Origin of the sequence: Phytoactinopolyspora mesophila, assembly GCF_010122465.1 — a bacterium.
Classification (GTDB): Bacteria; Actinomycetota; Actinomycetes; order Jiangellales; family Jiangellaceae; genus Phytoactinopolyspora; species Phytoactinopolyspora mesophila.
In genome coordinates this window covers 273,599-290,797 of the sequence record NZ_WLZY01000006.1, presented here as the reverse complement: position 1 = coordinate 290,797, position 17,199 = coordinate 273,599, and the positions used below count along the sequence as shown (strand labels likewise).

The following is a 17,199-nucleotide window of genomic DNA, read 5'->3' as shown; positions in this document are numbered from 1 at the left end:
AGGGTAACGCGCTCAGGTCAGTGGGCGCGCGGCTGCTGAACCAGCTCCACGAGGACACCGCCCGCGTCCTTGGGATGGATGAAGTTGACCAGCGATCCACCAGTGCCGCGCCGTGGCTCGTCGTACAACAACCTCAGACCGCGGCCTCGCAGTTCCGCCGCGGCGGCCGCGACATCGGCGACCCGGTAGGCGAGCTGCTGCATCCCGGGGCCGGACCGGTCGAGAAACTTCGCGATCGGCGAGTCGGGGCGCAACGGAGCCAGTAACTGGATCTGAGCGCCGGCATCCTCGCCGGAGACACGCAGCATGGCCTCGCGGACGCCTTGCTCCTCGTTCTCCTCGATATGGACCACTTCCATGCCGAAGGTGTTCTGGTACCAAGAGATCGAATCGTCCAGATCTTGAACAGCTATCCCGACATGATCGATCGTCGTGAAGACAGACATGACCACAATACTCACCGACACGCGGAGATATTTACAGTTCTGCCCCTTGAGGGGTGGTGGGCACGCCTACGGACCACTACCGTAGGCGAGTACTGTTTGTCTGGGCGGCGAGGCGATTGCGACGGGGGATCCCGGAAGCAGCTCAAGTGCGATCATGACACGTTGATCGTGATGACATGATCAACGTCAATATTGATCTAACTGTAGGACCGAGACACGTGCGGCCCCGGGTCGGGCCGCACCCCCGACGAGGGAGACCATGAGCGAGGTACAAGAAGTAGCCATCAGCGAATCGGGTTCGGACGGCCTGTCGATCTTCGACAGCTCACCCACAGGTGGATTCACCATCGCGATGCGTGGCTACGACCGTATTCAAGTCGAGCAGCACGTCCGGCAGCTCGAGGCGACGCTTGCACAGGTACGCAGCCGTGCATCTGATCTCGACAAGCAGGTCGTGCGGCTGCGACAGGAGCTAGCTGAGGCCACGACCGAACTTCGCGAGGTCGAACGGCCGTCGTACTCCGGGCTGGGCGCCCGCATCGAGCAGTTGCTGAGGCTGGCGGAGGAGCAGGCGAGCGAGCTCGTGGCTCAGGCTGACAGCGAGGCCTCCGAGATGCGTGCGGAGGCTCAGGCCGAGGCATCGGAGATGCGCGCGGCTGCCGAGAGCGACGCGTCCGAACTCCGAGTCAATGCCCGCCGGACCGCCGAGGAAATGGTCGACGACGCTCGAGTAGAGGCAGAGGAGTTGCGTTCTTCGGCATCTCGCGAAGCCGAAGAGATGGTCGACAGCGCCAAGCGCGAGGCGGCCAAGATCCGCTCGTCGGTCGAGCACGAGGTCAGCGAGCGCAAGGCCAACGCCGAGCGCGAGCTCAACCGGGTGCGGGCAGCGGGCGAGCGCGAGGTAGCGGAGCTTCGGGCCACCGCCAAGCGCGAGGCCGAGGAGCTGCGCAACAACACCAAGCGTGATGTCGAAGAGCTGCGCAAGTCCACGCAGCAAGAGGTCGAGGAGATGAAGGCCGAAGCGCAGAGCAGGCTGGACGACGCCCGCGCCCGCGCCGACAAGGAACTCACCGACCTGGAGCTGACGCTGGTCGCCAAGCGCGAACAGCTGGAGCGCGAGATCAGCGAGCGGCACGAGTCCGCGGTTGCCGAGACACAGAAGATGGTGGCCGAGGCCGAGACCCGCGCCGGCGATGCCGACGCCCGCGCCAAGTCTGCGCAGGAACGCGCCGAGAAGGTCCGCCGCGACGCCGACGAACAAGCCAAGGCGCTCTTGGCCAGTGCCCGCCGCAACGCGGACAACCTCATCAGCGATGCCAAGCAGCAGGCTGAGAAGCAACTGTCCGAGGCCAAGGCCGAGGCACACCAGAGCGTGACTGCCGCAAAGCGCGAGGTCGCCGAGCTGACTCGGCAGCGCGATGGCATCAGCTCGCACCTCAACCAGCTGCGCAGCCTGCTCGGTGGGGTCGGTGCACCGGGCTTGGAGGCCGCTCCTGGCGCCGGATCCGGCGACGACAACGTGGTTGAAGCAGAAGTGATCGACGACAAGTAGGTCGTAGTTAGCTCACCACCTCAGCTGCGTCCGCGGCGGTCGCGTGCCCGGTGAACACTCACCTGGGTCGGCGGCGGTCGCGCGCCCTGTTGAACACTCAGCTGCGTCGGCGGCGATGGCGGGCTCGCCAGCAGCCCGTGTGCCAGTGGCGACGTTCGTCGATGCCGGCACCGGTGAACGACGTGCTCTCGGCCGGCCAGGCCACGACGTGTGGTGTTGCCGGCCGGATGAGCTGGTCACACCCCGGGCAGCGGTACGGTTTCGTTGACGCGCTCCCGGTGATACTGCGGACCACCCAGTCTCCGTCCGGCCACGTCTCAATCGCCTCGTTCACCCCGATATCGTCTCTCATATGTTCGCGCGGTGGGGATCGTTCGTAGCCCGGCGCCGGTCGATCGTGCTCGCGACCATGATCGTCGTGGCGACGCTCGGCGGCACGTATGGGATCGGCGTTTTCGACGCCATGAGCCAGGGCGGTTACGAAGACCCAGGCAGCGAGGCTGTCCACGCACATCGCGCCATGCAGTCAGACCCGGCTACCGCCACCGCGGATGTCGTCGCCGTGTACACCGCGCCCGAAGGAGAGCGGGCAGACTCGCAGACGTTTGCCGCCACCGTCGGCACCGCGCTGGCTGATCTTCCCGAACATGCCGTGGCCAGTGTCACCACGTACTGGCAGACCGAGGCGCCATTCCTGATCAGCGAGGACGGGCGAAGCGCGCTGGCACTGGTCACGCTCTCCGGCGAAGACACAGCCGCGAAGCAGGCGATTCTCGCCGATGTCGAGGACGCGCTCTATGTCGACGGTGTCGGGACAACGCTCACCGGCTCGGCCCCGGTCGAGGCAGCGATCTCGGACCAGACCAAGCGTGACCTCTTCCTGGCCGAGGGCATTGCCTTGCCCGTCGTCATGTTCTTGCTGATCGTGATCTTCGGCGGTGTCGTCGCCGCGTCGTTGCCGGTGCTCATCGGGGTGCTGACGGTCTCGATCGCGCTGGGCATTCTGCGGCTGGTCGCGAACGTCACCGAGGTCAACGAGTTCGCCGTCAATGTCGCCGGGCTGCTCGGTCTCGGGATGGCGATCGACTACGGCTTGTTCATCGTCAGCCGGTTCCGCGAAGAACGAGACGCCGGCGTTCCGGCCCAGGACGCGGTCCGCAACACTATGGCGACCGCCGGGCGCACCGTCGCGTTCTCAGCGCTGTTGCTTGTGGTGGCGCTGTCCACGCTGTTGCTGTTCCCGCAGAGTTTCCTCAATTCACTCGCCTACGGCGGCATGACGGCCGTGACGCTCGCCGCCATCGTGGCTCTGACCGCGCTGCCGGCGATGCTCGCTCTCATGGGGCACCGGATTGACGCCTGGCAGATACCCTGGTTCCGCAGCCGCGGCAAAGATCGTACGAGGTTCTGGACCCGACTGGCCAATGGTGTCATGCGTCGCCCCGTCCTGGTTTCGGTGCCCATCCTCGCCGTCTTGGTGCTTTTGATCTCGCCGTTCCTGAACACCACGTTCGGCTCGCCGGATGAGCGCGTGCTTCCTGAGGGTGACCCGGCACGGGTAGCGATCGAGGATCTCAGCGCGGAGTTCCCGGCCATCGGCGGAGACAACATCCAGGTGGTGCTGCGTGGCGACACCTCGTCCGGTCCGTTAGACGCCGCCGCGACCGCAGCCGTCGCCGACCAGGTGGACTCGCTGCCGGAGGTGACGGCGGTCGACCGCACCAGCCCCGTCGAGGCCTCCGTGGTGGTGTTCGAAGCTCGCTACGACGGTGCCGCCGCTGGCGCGGATGCACGGGATGCCGTGGCCGCGATCCGCGACATCGATCCGCCGGACGGCGTCGAACTTCTGGTCGGCGGCGCCACCGCGGTCGACATGGACAGCCTCGACGCGATCACCGATCGGCTGCCCTTGATGGCGGTCATCTTGCTCGGAGCCACTTTCATCCTGCTCTTCCTCGCCTTCGGTTCGATCGTGCTGCCGATCAAGGCGGCGATCATGGCAGCGGTCAGCCTGTCGGCCACCTTCGGGGTTCTGACCTGGATCTTCGTCGAGGGTCATGGCGCGGGCCTGCTCAATGTGACACCGCAGCCGATGGAGATCGGTGTGATAGTTCTCATGGCCGCGGTGATCTTCGGGCTGTCGACCGACTATGAGGTGTTCTTGCTGTCCAGGATCGTCGAGGCGCGTTCCAAGGGTGCAGACACCGAGACTGCGATCCGCACCGGGATGGTCCGTTCCGGGCGGGTGATCACGGCGGCGGCGCTGTTGCTGATCGTCGTCACGGGCGCGTTCGCGTTGTCAGGTATCCAGATGATGAGATTCATCGGCATCGGGATGATCTTCGCCCTCGCGCTGGACGCGACGGTCATCCGGATGCTGCTCGTCCCCTCGCTGCTCAAGCTGATGGGCCGAGCCAACTGGTGGGCGCCCGGTCCGCTGCGTAGAGTTCAGCGACGGTTGCAGTTGAGCCACTAGCGGCCGATCAGCCGGGGCACACGGTGCTACCGGGCCTTCGGGTCCCTTCCCATCCGTTGCGGCGGCGCTCGTCTCACATCGTCTCTTTCGGTGTGGGGGGTTGACGGAACTGCTGGTGCACGGTTCACTTGCGTTTCATTCCAGGTTTGTTAAATCGATGTAGTTGCCGTGAATAGTACAGCGCGTCAGGCCGCGCCGGGCACCAACGAACAGGGGAGCGATGTCTTCGAGTGTGGAACTTCGCGGGATCGACAAGTTCTACCAGTCGGGGCGAGAAGAACCGACCCAGGTGCTCTTCGACGTCTCTTTTGAAGCGAAGTCTGGAGAGTTCGTCGTCTTGCTGGGCCCGAGCGGCTGCGGGAAGTCGACCAGCCTACGGCTGATCGCTGGGCTGGAGGACGCCCAGAACGGGCAGATCCTCATCGATGGGCAGGTGGTCAACGACGTACCCGCCTCCCGCCGCAAGCTCGCCATGGTGTTTCAGAACTACGCCTTGTTCCCGCATCTGTCGATCGCCGAGAACATCATGTTCGGGCTGAAGGTCCGCCGCGTCGAGAAGTCCGAGCGCCGGCGCCGGCTCGAGCAGACGGCCGAGTTGCTGGAGCTGACCCCATATCTTGACCGCAGGCCAGCGCAGCTCTCTGGTGGCCAGCGGCAACGGGTGGCGCTGGGCCGCGCACTCGTCTCCGGAGCCTCCCTGATCTTGATGGACGAGCCGCTGTCCAATCTCGATGCCAAGCTGCGCCAGCAGATGCGCGTCGACCTCCGCCAGCTTCAGCGTGACCTGGGCCTGACGGTGGTCTACGTGACCCACGACCAGGTCGAGGCGATGACGATGGCCGACCGCGTCGTCGTGATGCGGGGCGGGCAGGTCGACCAGATCGATCCTCCCCGCACGCTGTTCCAGCGGCCCACCCGGGCCTCGGTCGCCCGGTTCATCGGCTCGCCGCCGATGAACCTACTCGAGGCTGAGGTGGCCGACGGGCATGTCGCCACTGACGCCGGCGTCATCCGCGTTCCACTCCCGGCCGGCGTCACCGAACTGCCCGCCCGCGTGCTTCTCGGTGTCCGTCCCGAAGACATCACGCTCGAGGCTGGCGATCACCAGTTCGAGACGACGCTGAAAACCGTCGAGCTCCTCGGCGCCGACCAGCTCGCCAGGTTCGACGTCGGCGGCCCCGCCCCGCTGATCGCGCGTCTGCACGCGAACTACCCGCTCGACGACGGCGCCCGCTACCGCATCGGGTTCCGCCTCCAAGACCTGCACCTGTTCGATGCGGAGTCCGGTCAACGAGTTCCCGGATGGGACGCCGCCACTGGCGCCACCACATCCGAGAACCGCCAGTTCATGAAGGGATGAGACGAATGCGTACACGCCCGGCATCCGCGGTCGCCGCAATCTCGGCGCTTGCGCTCTTGATCGCTGCCTGCGGATCGGACGACGGAGAATCCGCGCTCGAGGAAGCAACGGCGGACAACCCGATCGAGATCACGATGTACTACCCGATCGCCGTGGGGGGCCCGCTCCAGGACGTCGTCGACGGGCTGATCGACGACTTCGAGAGTGAGAACCCGGAGATCTCGGTGCAAGCCGTGTACAGCGGCAACTATGACGAGACGATCGTCGCGGTGCAGACCGCGGTCGACGGTGGCGACGCCCCGGTGACTTCCGTGCTGCTGTCTTCGGACATGTTCCAGCTGATCGACGACGACATGATCGTGCCGTTCGACGACGTGGTGTCCACGGATGAAGAACGAGCCTGGCTCGATTCGTTCTACGACGCCTTTATGGCCAACAGCCGGGACCCCGAAGGCCGGACCTGGGGTATCCCGTTCCAGCGCTCGACCATCGTGCAGTACTGGAACAAGGACCTGTTCGAGGAAGCCGGCCTCGATCCCGATCACGCGCCGCAAACCTGGGACGAGATGATCGAGATCGCCGAGCAGGTGCAAGCGGAAACGGATGCGCGCTGGGGTGTCCAGATGCCGTCATCCGGCTTCCCGTACTGGCTCTTCCAGGCGTTCACCACCCAGAACGACGTTGAGATCGTCAGCGCGGATGGCACCGAGGTGTACCTCGACCAGCCCCAGGTGATCGAGGCTCTCGAGTTCTGGTTGTCCCTGTCTCAGGACCACGGCGTGCACCCGCCCGGCATCGTCGACTGGGGCACCACCCCGGAGGACTTCCTCCAGGAGCAGGTCGCGATGATCTGGACCACCACCGGCAACCTCACCAACGTTCGCGACAACGCGTCGTTCGACTTCGGCGTCGACATGTTGCCCGAGGGCGTGCGCCGCGGTTCGCCCACCGGCGGCGGCAACTTCTTCCTCTTCGCCGACGCATCTGAGGCCGAGCAGATCGCCGCCATGCGGTTGATCCGCTTCCTCACCCAGCCGGAGCAGGCCGCCGAGTGGGGTATCGCGACTGGGTACGTTGCTCCGTTGCCAGAGGCCTGGGAGACCGAGGCGATGCAGGAGTACGTCGCCGACTTCCCGGAGGCAGCCGTCGCTCGTGACCAGCTCGAATACGCGGTCCGGGAGCTCACGACCTATGCCCGTGGTCAGATCTACGAGATCGTCACCGACGCGCTCCAGGGCGCCATCGTGGGCGATACCACGGCGGAGGAAGCCATGCGCCACGCCCAGGAACAGGCCGACAACGTCCTCGGCCCGTACCAGAACTGAGCCCGCGCCCCGTGGAACGAGACCACAACAACCCTATGGCGACCATTCAAGAGCGCCCGCCCGGCGAAGCCGCGGAGGAGGTCCTGCCGACCTTCTCCCGGCCCCGCCAGGGTCCGCTCCATCACCTCCGGCGGATACCCAACCCGGTCTTCGCCTGGCTCCTGATGGTGCCGTCGTTGCTCTTCCTCGGCGGTTTCACGGTGTTCCCGGCGATCAGCGCGCTGTGGAGCAGCCTTCAAGAGCCAGGGATCGACGGAGGCATCGGGCCGGCGTACTACGAGCAGATGATGGGCGACGCCGTCTTCCGGCGGAGCCTCATCAACAACCTATTGTTCTCCTTCATCACTGTTCCCGTGAGCATCGCTGTGGCAATGCTGATGGCGGTGCTGGTGAACAAGAAGCTCCGCGGGCGGGGCCTGCTTCGGCTGGCATACTTCACGCCCGCGATGCTCCCGGTAGTCGCCGCCGCGGCGATCTGGCTGTTCTTCTACCAGCCCAACTTCGGCGCACTCAACACGATCGCCCGATGGCTCGGCTTCGAAGGACAGAACTGGCTGGGCAACCCGTCGACGGTGCTGCCGGCGCTCATGGTGATGATGATCTGGCACCAAGCCGGGTTGTTCATGCTCTTCTACCTGGCGGGGCTGCAGCTCATCTCTCCTGAGCTCGACGAAGCCAGCCAGCTGGAAGGTGCCGGGCGCTGGTACCACTTCCGCAGAGTCACCTTCCCGTTGCTGATGCCGACCACGCTGTTCACCTCGATCGTCGGGCTCGCCAACAGCTTCAAGCAGGTGGACTTCATCTTCGTGACGACTCAGGGCGGGCCGAACAACGCCAGCAACATGTTGCTCTACTACATCTGGCAGACCACGTTCCCGCAGCGCCGGCCCGAGTACGCCGCGGCGATCACCGTGGTGCTCGTGCTCATCCTGATCGTCCTGGCGCTCATTCAAATCCGTCTGTTCGAACGTCGCATCCACTACCGGTAGGCGAGTAGATGAACCGTACAACGCTGTTGCCGCGCATCTCCGACAAGATCGAAGTCGGGATGGCCTGGCTGCTCGGATTCCTCTGGATCGCGCCGCTCTTGTACGTGTTCTGGGCGGCGTTCCGGCAACCCGCGGTGGCCTTGACCCTCAACCCGTTCCAGGGCTGGACGTTCGACCACGTGGAGTCGGTGTGGAACGCCGCGCCGTTCGACCGGTACTTCATGAATACGGTGATCTTGGTCAGCAGTCTGGTCGTCGTCCAGTTGATCCTCGGCGTGCTGGCCGCGTATGCGCTCGCTCGCTACACGTTCCCGGGCCGGGACATCGTGTTCGCCTTCGTCTTGCTACAGCTGATGATCTTCCCGGAGATCCTGCTGACGGAGAACTACCGGCTGGTCTCCAACCTCGGGCTACAAGACACGATCCCCGGTATCGCCATCCCGTACGCGGCGAGCGCGTTCTGCATCTTCCTCCTTCGGCAGCAGTTCAAGACGGTCCCCAGCGAACTGGTCGAAGCGGCCGAGATCGAAGGTGCCTCCCGGCTGGAGACGTTGTGGAAGGTCTACGTGCCGATCGCCCGCCCGACCATCGTCGCGTTCGGTCTGGTGTCGATCAGCTTCCATTGGAACAACTTCCTCTGGCCGCTGGTCATCACCCGCTCGCCGGAGTCCCGCCCGATCACGGTCGGGATCGTGCGTTTCCTCTCCCCCGAGACCGGAATCGACTTCGCCTCGCTCACCGCAGGGACCGTCATCGTCGTCGCGCCGCTGCTCGCGTTGTTCCTGCTCACTCAGCGGCAGTTCATCCAGAGCTTTATGCGCTCTGGGATCAAGTAACCCCCGCCAGCCGCCACTGAAAAGGGAGGCCGTTCACATGGGTTCGTTAGCCGTATCGAGGACGTTGAGGCGCGGTATCGCCGTTGTGCTCGCCGTCGTGGTCGCGACCGCGGCAGCGCTGTTCGCAGCAGCGTCCGCCAGTCCAGACGAAGTGCAACACACGAAGAAGCCAGCTGATTCATCCGGCGAAATGCTCATCGCCGCCCACCGGGGCGCATCAGGTATGGCGCCGTCGAACACGCTCACCGCCTTCTCTCTCGGGATCAAGCAGAAGGCCGATTTCATCGAATTCGACCTGCACTTGACCGCCGACGACGAGATCGTGCTTGTTCACGACACCGTCCTCGACACGACCACGAACGTCCGGGAGCTCTTCCCTGACCGAGCTCCGTGGCGGGTACGCGACTTCACCCTGGACGAGATCAAACAGCTCGATGCCGGCAGCCCATTCAACCCGCGCTTCACCGGTGAAGAGGTCCCGACTCTGCGCGAGGCGATCGAGCTCATCAATCATCGCGCGGGTGTCCAGCTGGACGTGAAGTCGCCACACCTTTACCCCGGGATATCCGAGCGGATCATCGAGGAACTCGAGGCCGTGCCCGGATACCTCCCCGGGGCGCTGAAGCGCGGACTCATCCAGGTGCTCGCCTTCGACCGGGAATGGCTCACCGAAGACTTCATGCCGATCGCACCGGACGGCATCACCTTCGTGCCCATGTGGGGCGCCGGGAACATCCCCAGCCGGGAGGCGCTCGAGGAGACAGCCGAGTACACCGACTGGATGATCACCGCCTTCGACAACGTCGCGAACAACCCGCGGCTGCACGACGACCTGCATGACCTCGGGTTCAACTTCGGTCTCTACACGTTGAACGACGCCGGCCGGATGTACGACGCCTACGATCTCGGCGCCGCCGCTGTTGCCACGGACTACCCGGACATGCTGCGGGAGATGATCGACCACGGCCTGCTCGGGCTGGAGTTCGAACCTCCGGAGGACGACGCCGAAGACATCGTGTTCGAATCCAGCCACTACCGGCTGGTGCTCTCGACCTCGCCCGACACCCGGATCGTCAATCTCGGCTTCGACCCGTCCGGGCAGGGGCAACACCGCGAGATCCTCAACCACACCACGCGCGGCACCGTGCCGTTCGTGGGCGTCGGCCAGTTCAGCCCGGTCCTGCCCATCGGCGAGCCGGCTGAGATCGTGCAGTCCGACGACGGCCGGGAGCTGAGCCTGCTCGGCATTCCCATGCTCGGCGAGCCGATCGAGGTGGATTGGGAGTTCCGTTTCGAGGACGAATGGTTCGACCACGAAATGACCTGGCATGTCAACGGTGAGACGTCCGAGCCGGTCTACCAGGTCGGCTGGGGCCTCGACACCGGCCTGCCGCGGATCGGCGACAACGAGATTCTCGACCGGGAACGCAGCCATGCCATGCCGATGTCCGACTGGACCGTTGCGTGGGACGACAACCTGACGGTCGTCGCCGCGTACCAGGACGGCTCCGCCTGGGCCGACGACGACGTGTTCTTCTCCACCGCGCACAACTTCATCGCCTGGACGCCCCACTGGGAGAGTGGTGGGCGCGACTGGCCGGCCGGTGAGTACGACGGCGGCAAGTGGCGTATCGGCGCCAGCGGCACCGGCGGCGACGAGGAGTACGCGACCCAGCTGCATGCGGAGCTGAACGGCTAGGGCTCCGGCAGATGGATTCTCTCCTCGCCCAGCAGACTCGGTCGGAGGGAGGCTGCGCCATCGGCCTCCCTCGCTGATGCCCACCACACCATGGAGAGAATCCATCTTCCGGAGTTCTACGCGCCGAGCTCGCGTCGTCAGCTGGGTGCGGGGCCCGTCGAGCGCCGGACGACCAGGCCGACCGATTCAGCATGGTCGGTCTGGTCGGACTGGCGCAGGCGCGCGACCAGTGCCCGGCCGAGTGCGCGCCCGTCCATCGTGATGGTGGTGAGCGGTGGGTCCAGCAAGGCAGCCGTCGGCAGGTCGTCGTGCCCCACCACACTGAGGTCTCGTCCGATGACCAGGCCACATTCGCGGGCGGCGAGATACACACCGTGCGCGGTGTAGTCGGAGTTGGTGATCACCGCGGTGGGCGCGCCGGGGCCGGACAGCAGCTTCGTGGTCCGCTCGGTCACCGCGGTGAGATTGAGCAGTGTGGCGACCGGGCGGGGGGTGATACCAAGTTCGGCACACACCACTTCCAGCTCCGCCAGCCGATCATGGTCGGCCATCAGTTCCGGGGGCGCGGTCAGGAACGCGATGTCCCGGTGACCATATTCGACCAGGTGCTCGACGGCGAGGCGCACCGCCCGCCGCGCGTCGGGGCCCACCCGAATCACGTTGTCGAGGCCTTGCGCCGTCGCGTAAAGCACCACTGTTGGAGCGCCCGGCCGCAGCTCGTGCCAGAGCTCGACCGACTCCCCTGGTCCAACCGGCGCGATGGCGAGCCCGTCGACCCGGTTGGCCGCGAAGCGCTCGATGTGCTGGCGCTCGCGATCGAATGAGTAGTCCGAATCGGCCACCAGGACCGTCGTCTCCGATTCGATGGCGGCTTCCTGCGCACCCGCGATGACGTCGAGGAAGATCGGGTTACCGAGGTTGCGGATCAGCAGTCCGAAGGAGTTGCTGCTGCCGGTTCGCAGCGCACGGGCATACGGATTTCCGCGATAGCCGAGCTCCGCGGCCACAGCAAGGATGCGCTGGCGCGTCTTCTCCCCCACACCTTCACGTCCGTTGAGCGCGAAACTCGCTAAGGTGGGCGAGACACCTGCTTCCCGCGCAACATCCTTGATGCTCGGCGGATGCGCCATCGGACCCCCTTCAGATAGCCGGCTGCCGCGAGATGGCAGCAAGATGAGGCTATATCGATTTAGCGCCGAATCGAAGTTCCAGACCCCAAGTCGCAGCAAAGCCCGCCCGCACCGGACCATCTCAGAGGTAGATCACCAGCAGGTAGGCCGCGGCTACGGAGCCGAGGACGGCGCAGCCGTAACACGCCGCGCCGATCACCCCAGTCATCGCCTTCAACTGCAGACCATCGTGCAGTGTGTACCGGAAGCGGTGCGCGAAGTGAAGCAACGCCAGTACGCAGACGCCAAGCAGAACGATCCGGCTGACGGGATGACTCAGCAGGTCCAATAGCTCCGGGTGGCTCGGAGCCGAGATCCAGCCCAAGGGGAACGCCAACCCGAAGAGGAAGAGAAGCATCGGGACGAACAACGCCGCCATCACGCCACCCGCGCTGAACGCCAGCCAGGCGAAGGGCTCGACCTGTCGTTTCGGCATCTAGCCCACCACCAGCCACGCCACGAAAGCCGACACGATCGCCAGGGCGAGGTATTCCGATCCAACGATCACCGCCGACGGAACCCGTCGGCCACGCACACGTACGGGCATGGCCTGTGGGGTGAGATTGAACCACGTGACGACATGAAGACACACGAAGGCCAGCGCAACGGCATTGAGGCCGATCACCACCGGGTTCGCCGCCGAGTCCAGAAAGCTTTGGTACCGCTCCGCTCCTCCCGCGACCGCGTAGACCAACAGCAGGAGGAACAGGACGAACCAGGCAACGAAGACCGAACTCAGCTCACGAAGGATGAACAGCGTGTACGAGCGCTTGTGCATCCACCACCAGAGCGACGGCTGCTGCCGGTACCCACGCGGCCGAGCAGGCACGCCGGTCATGACTCGCGTCCCGGCAACAGATAGGACTTGGCCGTCTCGATGGCGGCGCTCAGCTTGTAACGTTGAATGGCACCGGCCGGGTCGACATCCTTGGGGCAGGCCGTCGTGCACTCGCCGACGTAGGTACAGGCCCACAGACCGTCCGGATGGATCAACGTCTCGAGTCGCTCGGCGGCACCCTCGTCCCGGGAGTCGAGGTTGTAGCGCTGGGCCAATGCGATCGCTGCCGGCCCCACGAAGTCGGGGTCGATCCCGTAGACGGGGCACGCCGAATAGCACAACATGCAGTTGATGCACATGCTGTATTGCTTGTACTCGTCGAGTTCGGCCGGCGTCTGCAGATACTCGCCCTCCGAGGTCGGCTGTTCCTCCTCACGCACGATCCACGGCGAGACCCGCGGCAGTTTCTCCATGAAGTCGCCGATATCGACGATGAGATCCCGAACCACCGGGAAGTTGGCCAAGGGCTCCACCCGAATCGGCCCGGGCGCATAGTCGAACAGGAATGCCGCGCAGGTCAGCTGCGGCTCGCCGTTGACCATCATGCCGCAGCTGCCACAGATTCCCATCCGGCACGACCACCGGTACGACAAAGTCCCGTCCAAACGGTCCTTGATGTGGTTGAGCCCGTCCAGAACCACCCAGTTCTCACGCAGCGGGATATCGTACTCCTGCGTCCAAGGCTCGTCGTCCACGTCGTGCTGGTAACGCGTCACCTCCAAGGTGATGGATTCAGCCACCGGATGCTCACCTCCCGTAAACGCGTTCGCCCACCGGCCATCGGGTGATGGTGACCGGCAGGTACGTCACGTGGCACGAACCGTCCGCCGCCCGCGACGCAAGCGAATGAGCCAAGAAGCGTTCGTTGTCACGCGCCGGATGGTCTGTGCGCTGGTGCGCACCTCGCGACTCTTCGCGACGCAGGGCCGACTGGACGATCGTCTCAGCGACATCGAGCATCGCCGACAGCTCGAGGAGGGCCGGCAGTTCGGTGTTGAACGTGGCGGTTCGGTCGTCGAGCGTTGCTTCCCCGAGCCGCGCCTGTAACTCGCGCAGCGAGTCGACCGCCTTGGTGAGCGAGTCGCCGGACCGGTAGATGCCTGCGCAGCCCTCCATCGTGTGCTGCATCTCCTCCCGAATATCCGCGATCCTCTCGGCGCTGTGTCTACGCCTGCCTCTCAGATCGCGCCAGATCCGCCGGTGCTCGTCGTCGGCCTGGGCGAGACCGGCGCGGCTGGGTCCCGGAGCGCTCGCCGCGTACCCGGCGGCGGCCCGACCGGCCCGCGCGCCGAAGACCAGCAGCTCCGGCAACGAGTTCGAGCCCAGCCGGTTGGCCCCGTTGATGCTCACGCATCCCACCTCACCAGCGGCGTACAGACCGTCGATCGGCGTTGTGCCGTCGATGTCGGTATGGACCCCACCCATCATGTAGTGGACGACCGGCCGGACATGGACGAGTTCGGTGGCAGGGTCAACGTTCTGGTACTTGAGACATAGCTCGCGGACGAACGGGATCTTGTTATCGATGACCTCCTTCCCAAGGTGGCGCAGATCGAGGTTGACCACCGGCCCGTACGGCGTGTCGATGGCGCGTCCCTTCTCCACCTCGTGGACGAACGCCTGCGAAAGCCGGTCACGAGGCCCGAGTTCCATGCTGCGCATCACTGCCGTCGGCTCCGGTCTACCGAGGTCATAGTCCTGCAGGTAGCGGTAGCCTTCAGAATTGAGCAGCCAGCCGCCCTCGGCACGGGCGGCCTCCGTGATCAGGATGCCGGTGAATGGCAGGCCGGTCGGGTGGTACTGCACGAATTCCATGTCTTTGAGCGGCGCGCCGGCAAGGTAGGCCAACGACATGCCGTCGCCGGTCTTGATCGCCGCGTTCGTGGTGAACGGAAAGACTCGTCCGCAGCCGCCGGTGGCAAGGATCACCGCCTTGGCGGTGATGGTCTCAATCCGGCCGGTCGACAGTTCGATCGCGACGACGCCCTGCACCCGGCCGTCGTCGACCAGCAGCTTGGTGACGAACCACTCGTCGTAACGGTGGATCGTGCCGTACTTCAGCGACGTCTGGAACAGCGTGTGCAGCATGTGGAAGCCGGTTTTGTCCGCGGCGAACCAGGTGCGCTTCTTCTTCATGCCGCCGAACGGGCGCACCGCGATATGTCCGTCCGGCTCACGGCTCCAAGGGCAACCCCAGTGTTCAAGACGGAGCAGCTCACGCGGTGCTTCCTCGACGAACAGTTCTACCGCGTCCTGGTCGGCGAGCCAATCACTGCCCGAGACGGTGTCATAAGCATGCTCATCGAGGCTGTCGTCCTTACCGACGACGCCGGCCGCCCCGCCCTCGGCCGACACCGTATGACTACGCATCGGGTAGACCTTCGAGACGATCGCGACGTCAAGATCAAGGTTCATCTCGGCGACGGCAATAGCAGCGCGTAGGCCTGCTCCGCCGCCGCCGACGAGGACGACATCGTGTGCCGTCGTCATGGGCACCCCGGGGCGTCAGGCCCCGCGTTCGCCGATCGTTTCGTGGCTCAGCAGCTTGCCGTCGTGTCGGATCACCACGTGCTCGATGCTGCCGTCGTGGTACTCCTCACGGCTGGTCCTGCAGCCGCACGTGAACCGGGTTTCGTCGTTGGACAAACCCTGCTCGTCCCGGCTTTCGCGGTGTTCCCCGCCCTGGATGCGCCCACAAGGCGCAAGCTTCGCTGTGAAGCGGTCGCTCGTGACTGTCATCGCCCACCACATCCCTCGACAATTGGCTGGGCGTCACGCAGTTTGACTCATTATCCCACCACTCGCGATCCGGGAAAAGGGCCCCGCGAGCAGACCATCATCGGCCGCGTACCCGGGGATCGGCCAGCACCAGCTCGACGTTGCGATCCGTCGGTTCTCCCCCTGCATCCACACCGCCCACGCTGTACGGGCTGTTCGCCGCGAGTTCGCGGTGCCATGCGGCTAGTCCGTCCGGTGTATCGATCCCCTCAGGCGTGACCGGCGCGGAGTGGTCGACGATGGTGGAGACGAGCGAGAGCGTCTCGTCGTCGTTCTCGACGATCTCCAGCAGCCGCGCCTGGCTCGGCCATTCCATCACCGAGCCGGTGGTGATCTCCCAGAAGCCGCCTTTGGCGTGCCGCCACGGGCGTACGTGGTGACGATGAGTGTGTCCACTGACCCAGGCCACGACGTTCGGGAATCGCTCCAGCGTTGCCGCCAGCTCGTCGCCAAGCACTCGGCGGCCGGCATCAGCGTGTCCGGGAGGCACCGGAAGTGTGTTGGTCATGCTGCTGCGCGGATGATGTGAGGCGATCACGACCAGTCGATCGTCGGACCCGCCGTGCACCTCCGACAGGCGTCGCTGGAGCCAGGCCAGCTGTGTCTCGTCGATACTGCCTTCGTAGTGACCACCCGGATTGGTGGTGTCCAGGACGATGATCCGGACGCCGGATATGCCGTCATAGGCGTAGTACGCGGTGCCGGTGTCCAGGTTCTTCTTGGTGAAACCATGCCCGTCGGGCAAGCCACCTTCGTCGAAGTGCGCGCGGACGAACTCCGGCCGCTCCACCGGCCGGCGGTCCTCGCTCGCGTCGACCGCCCGGGCCGGCCCGGAAAACAACGGCAGCGGGTCCCGCACGAAGTCGCCCAGCTCCCCTGCCGGGAAGCCGTAGACCTTGCGTTCGCCGATCATGATCTTTGCGAGTTCGGCGGTGATCCGGGTTCTGCCCTGCACCAACCCGTCGTGATTGCCGTAACAGGTCAACCAGGGCACGTCGAATCCAGCGGCGGTGAAGCGCCGCAGACCAGCCTCGACAAGCCCGGGCACTGGCGGGAAGCCGTGATCCAGCGCCCAGGCTGAGTCGGCACGTTCCGGATCCCACGCCCAGGTGACAGCTCCGTCCTGCACGCCCTCGTAGGCCGTTCCGCCGGAGTCCATCGATACGGGCCCACCGGAGAGCAGCCCCAGGTAGGCCTGGACCTCGTTCCACTGCATGTTGTCGACGTTGTCTCCAGTCGTCAACGCCAGGTCGAGGGAGGCACCGGTGAGCGGGCTGATCCGGGCTGCGTTGAGGGTGCGTACCAATGCGTCGGTAGCGTGTGCGGCGAGCAGTTCCTGAGGGCGCCACATCGGCAGCAACGGCCCCACGTCCGGCCGGTCACCGAGTTCGTGGACGGCCTCCAGCCGGGCCGGTGACTGGACATCAAGCAACTGGACATCGGTGACATGGGCGATGTAACCCAGGCTTCGGCCCAGCGAGCCGGTCCGGCGACCACCCAGGTCGGTGCGGACTATGTGCGCCTCGCCCGACGCGTACCGCAGCGAGTAGTACTCCTGCGCATTGCCCGTACGCTCGACGCGTCCACGCCGTATGGTCCGGTCAGTGGTGGTGAGGATGGATCGATCGCACGGCACCTGTCACTCCTTCGTCACCGGTCAAGATGTCACACGGAACGGACCTCGCCCCGGATCTATACCTCATGACCATGTTCGCAAACCCTTGCGCTCCC

Annotated in this window: 16 protein-coding genes; 7 read left to right on the top strand and 9 right to left on the bottom strand. The window is 65.3% G+C overall.

The annotated features are described in order from the left end of the window. Positions 1-17: 17 nt before the first annotated feature. Positions 18-446 (bottom strand): methylmalonyl-CoA epimerase, encoded by a 429-nt coding sequence (mce, locus tag F7O44_RS18455; protein WP_162451739.1) that lies wholly within the window; start codon positions 444-446, stop codon positions 18-20. 259 nt (positions 447-705) lie between these two features. Here mce and F7O44_RS18450 point away from each other — a divergent pair, with 259 nt between their 5' ends. Beyond that, positions 706-1,998, top strand: a complete 1,293-nt coding sequence (locus tag F7O44_RS18450) for a coiled-coil domain-containing protein (RefSeq protein ID WP_162451738.1) — start codon at positions 706-708, stop codon at positions 1,996-1,998. Positions 1,999-2,095: 97 nt separating this feature from the next. Here F7O44_RS18450 and F7O44_RS18445 read toward each other — a convergent pair whose 3' ends face one another. Next, entirely contained in the window at positions 2,096-2,350 is a 255-nt protein-coding gene (locus F7O44_RS18445) for a hypothetical protein (RefSeq protein WP_162451737.1), read from the bottom strand. On the opposite strand from F7O44_RS18445, the gene F7O44_RS18440 reads away from it, so the two are divergent. The 6 genes from F7O44_RS18440 to F7O44_RS18415 all read left to right on the top strand — a co-directional run bounded on the left by F7O44_RS18440 (position 2,351) and on the right by F7O44_RS18415 (position 10,683). Beyond that, a complete protein-coding gene (locus F7O44_RS18440; protein WP_162451736.1) occupies positions 2,351-4,474 on the top strand; it encodes an MMPL family transporter in 2,124 nt (707 codons plus the stop codon). It begins immediately after the preceding gene. Between the two features lie 220 nt (positions 4,475-4,694). After that, positions 4,695-5,834 (top strand): ABC transporter ATP-binding protein, encoded by a 1,140-nt coding sequence (locus F7O44_RS18435; protein WP_162451735.1) that lies wholly within the window; start codon positions 4,695-4,697, stop codon positions 5,832-5,834. Positions 5,835-5,839: 5 nt separating this feature from the next. Then, entirely contained in the window at positions 5,840-7,159 is a 1,320-nt protein-coding gene (locus F7O44_RS18430) for an ABC transporter substrate-binding protein (RefSeq protein ID WP_162451734.1), read from the top strand. A gap of 35 nt (positions 7,160-7,194) precedes the next feature. Continuing rightward, entirely contained in the window at positions 7,195-8,148 is a 954-nt protein-coding gene (locus tag F7O44_RS18425; protein WP_162451733.1) for a carbohydrate ABC transporter permease, read from the top strand. Positions 8,149-8,156: 8 nt separating this feature from the next. Next, positions 8,157-8,984, top strand: coding sequence for a carbohydrate ABC transporter permease (locus F7O44_RS18420; RefSeq protein ID WP_187361431.1), 828 nt, complete (start codon positions 8,157-8,159; stop codon positions 8,982-8,984). Positions 8,985-9,021: 37 nt separating this feature from the next. Then, the gene (locus F7O44_RS18415; RefSeq protein ID WP_162451732.1) at positions 9,022-10,683 is read left to right on the top strand and encodes a glycerophosphodiester phosphodiesterase; all 1,662 of its coding nucleotides are present in this window, start codon (positions 9,022-9,024) and stop codon (positions 10,681-10,683) included. A gap of 137 nt (positions 10,684-10,820) precedes the next feature. On the opposite strand, the gene F7O44_RS18410 is transcribed toward F7O44_RS18415, so the two are convergent. The 7 genes from F7O44_RS18410 to F7O44_RS18380 form a co-directional block, all read right to left on the bottom strand. After that, positions 10,821-11,813 carry a LacI family DNA-binding transcriptional regulator gene (locus tag F7O44_RS18410; protein WP_162451731.1) on the bottom strand — a complete coding sequence of 331 codons (993 nt, stop codon included), beginning with the start codon at positions 11,811-11,813 and terminating at the stop codon, positions 10,821-10,823. Between the two features lie 121 nt (positions 11,814-11,934). After that, a complete protein-coding gene (gene frdD / locus F7O44_RS18405) occupies positions 11,935-12,288 on the bottom strand; it encodes a fumarate reductase subunit FrdD (RefSeq protein ID WP_162451730.1) in 354 nt (117 codons plus the stop codon). Next, a complete protein-coding gene (locus F7O44_RS18400) occupies positions 12,289-12,690 on the bottom strand; it encodes a fumarate reductase subunit C (protein WP_162451729.1) in 402 nt (133 codons plus the stop codon). Beyond that, positions 12,687-13,430, bottom strand: a complete 744-nt coding sequence (locus tag F7O44_RS18395; RefSeq protein ID WP_162451728.1) for a succinate dehydrogenase/fumarate reductase iron-sulfur subunit — start codon at positions 13,428-13,430, stop codon at positions 12,687-12,689. Before F7O44_RS18395 ends, F7O44_RS18400 begins: the two co-directional genes overlap by 4 nt. A 7-nt stretch (positions 13,431-13,437) precedes the next feature. Then, the gene (frdA, locus tag F7O44_RS18390; protein WP_162451727.1) at positions 13,438-15,180 is read right to left on the bottom strand and encodes a fumarate reductase (quinol) flavoprotein subunit; all 1,743 of its coding nucleotides are present in this window, start codon (positions 15,178-15,180) and stop codon (positions 13,438-13,440) included. Between the two features lie 15 nt (positions 15,181-15,195). Then, a complete protein-coding gene (locus F7O44_RS18385; RefSeq protein WP_187361430.1) occupies positions 15,196-15,429 on the bottom strand; it encodes a hypothetical protein in 234 nt (77 codons plus the stop codon). A gap of 97 nt (positions 15,430-15,526) precedes the next feature. Further along, positions 15,527-17,104: a TIGR03767 family metallophosphoesterase gene (locus tag F7O44_RS18380; RefSeq protein ID WP_162451726.1), complete on the bottom strand. Its 1,578-nt coding sequence runs from the start codon at positions 17,102-17,104 to the stop codon at positions 15,527-15,529. Positions 17,105-17,199: the final 95 nt, after the last annotated feature.

What these genes read in the sequence shown, in the direction of transcription:
- F7O44_RS18440 (WP_162451736.1), top strand. Translation starts at nt 2,351, where the DNA reads ATGTTCGCGCGGTGGGGATCGTTCGTAGCCCGGCGCCGGTCGATCGTG.
- F7O44_RS18415 (WP_162451732.1), top strand. Translation starts at nt 9,022, where the DNA reads ATGGGTTCGTTAGCCGTATCGAGGACGTTGAGGCGCGGTATCGCCGTT.
- F7O44_RS18410 (WP_162451731.1), bottom strand. Translation starts at nt 11,813, where the DNA reads ATGGCGCATCCGCCGAGCATCAAGGATGTTGCGCGGGAAGCAGGTGTC.
- F7O44_RS18430 (WP_162451734.1), top strand. Translation starts at nt 5,840, where the DNA reads ATGCGTACACGCCCGGCATCCGCGGTCGCCGCAATCTCGGCGCTTGCG.
- F7O44_RS18450 (WP_162451738.1), top strand. Translation starts at nt 706, where the DNA reads ATGAGCGAGGTACAAGAAGTAGCCATCAGCGAATCGGGTTCGGACGGC.
- F7O44_RS18445 (WP_162451737.1), bottom strand. Translation starts at nt 2,350, where the DNA reads ATGAGAGACGATATCGGGGTGAACGAGGCGATTGAGACGTGGCCGGAC.
- F7O44_RS18435 (WP_162451735.1), top strand. Translation starts at nt 4,695, where the DNA reads ATGTCTTCGAGTGTGGAACTTCGCGGGATCGACAAGTTCTACCAGTCG.
- F7O44_RS18425 (WP_162451733.1), top strand. Translation starts at nt 7,195, where the DNA reads ATGGCGACCATTCAAGAGCGCCCGCCCGGCGAAGCCGCGGAGGAGGTC.
- mce (WP_162451739.1), bottom strand. Translation starts at nt 446, where the DNA reads ATGTCTGTCTTCACGACGATCGATCATGTCGGGATAGCTGTTCAAGAT.
- F7O44_RS18400 (WP_162451729.1), bottom strand. Translation starts at nt 12,690, where the DNA reads ATGACCGGCGTGCCTGCTCGGCCGCGTGGGTACCGGCAGCAGCCGTCG.
- frdA (WP_162451727.1), bottom strand. Translation starts at nt 15,180, where the DNA reads ATGACGACGGCACACGATGTCGTCCTCGTCGGCGGCGGCGGAGCAGGC.
- F7O44_RS18420 (WP_187361431.1), top strand. Translation starts at nt 8,157, where the DNA reads ATGAACCGTACAACGCTGTTGCCGCGCATCTCCGACAAGATCGAAGTC.
- frdD (WP_162451730.1), bottom strand. Translation starts at nt 12,288, where the DNA reads ATGCCGAAACGACAGGTCGAGCCCTTCGCCTGGCTGGCGTTCAGCGCG.
- F7O44_RS18385 (WP_187361430.1), bottom strand. Translation starts at nt 15,429, where the DNA reads ATGACAGTCACGAGCGACCGCTTCACAGCGAAGCTTGCGCCTTGTGGG.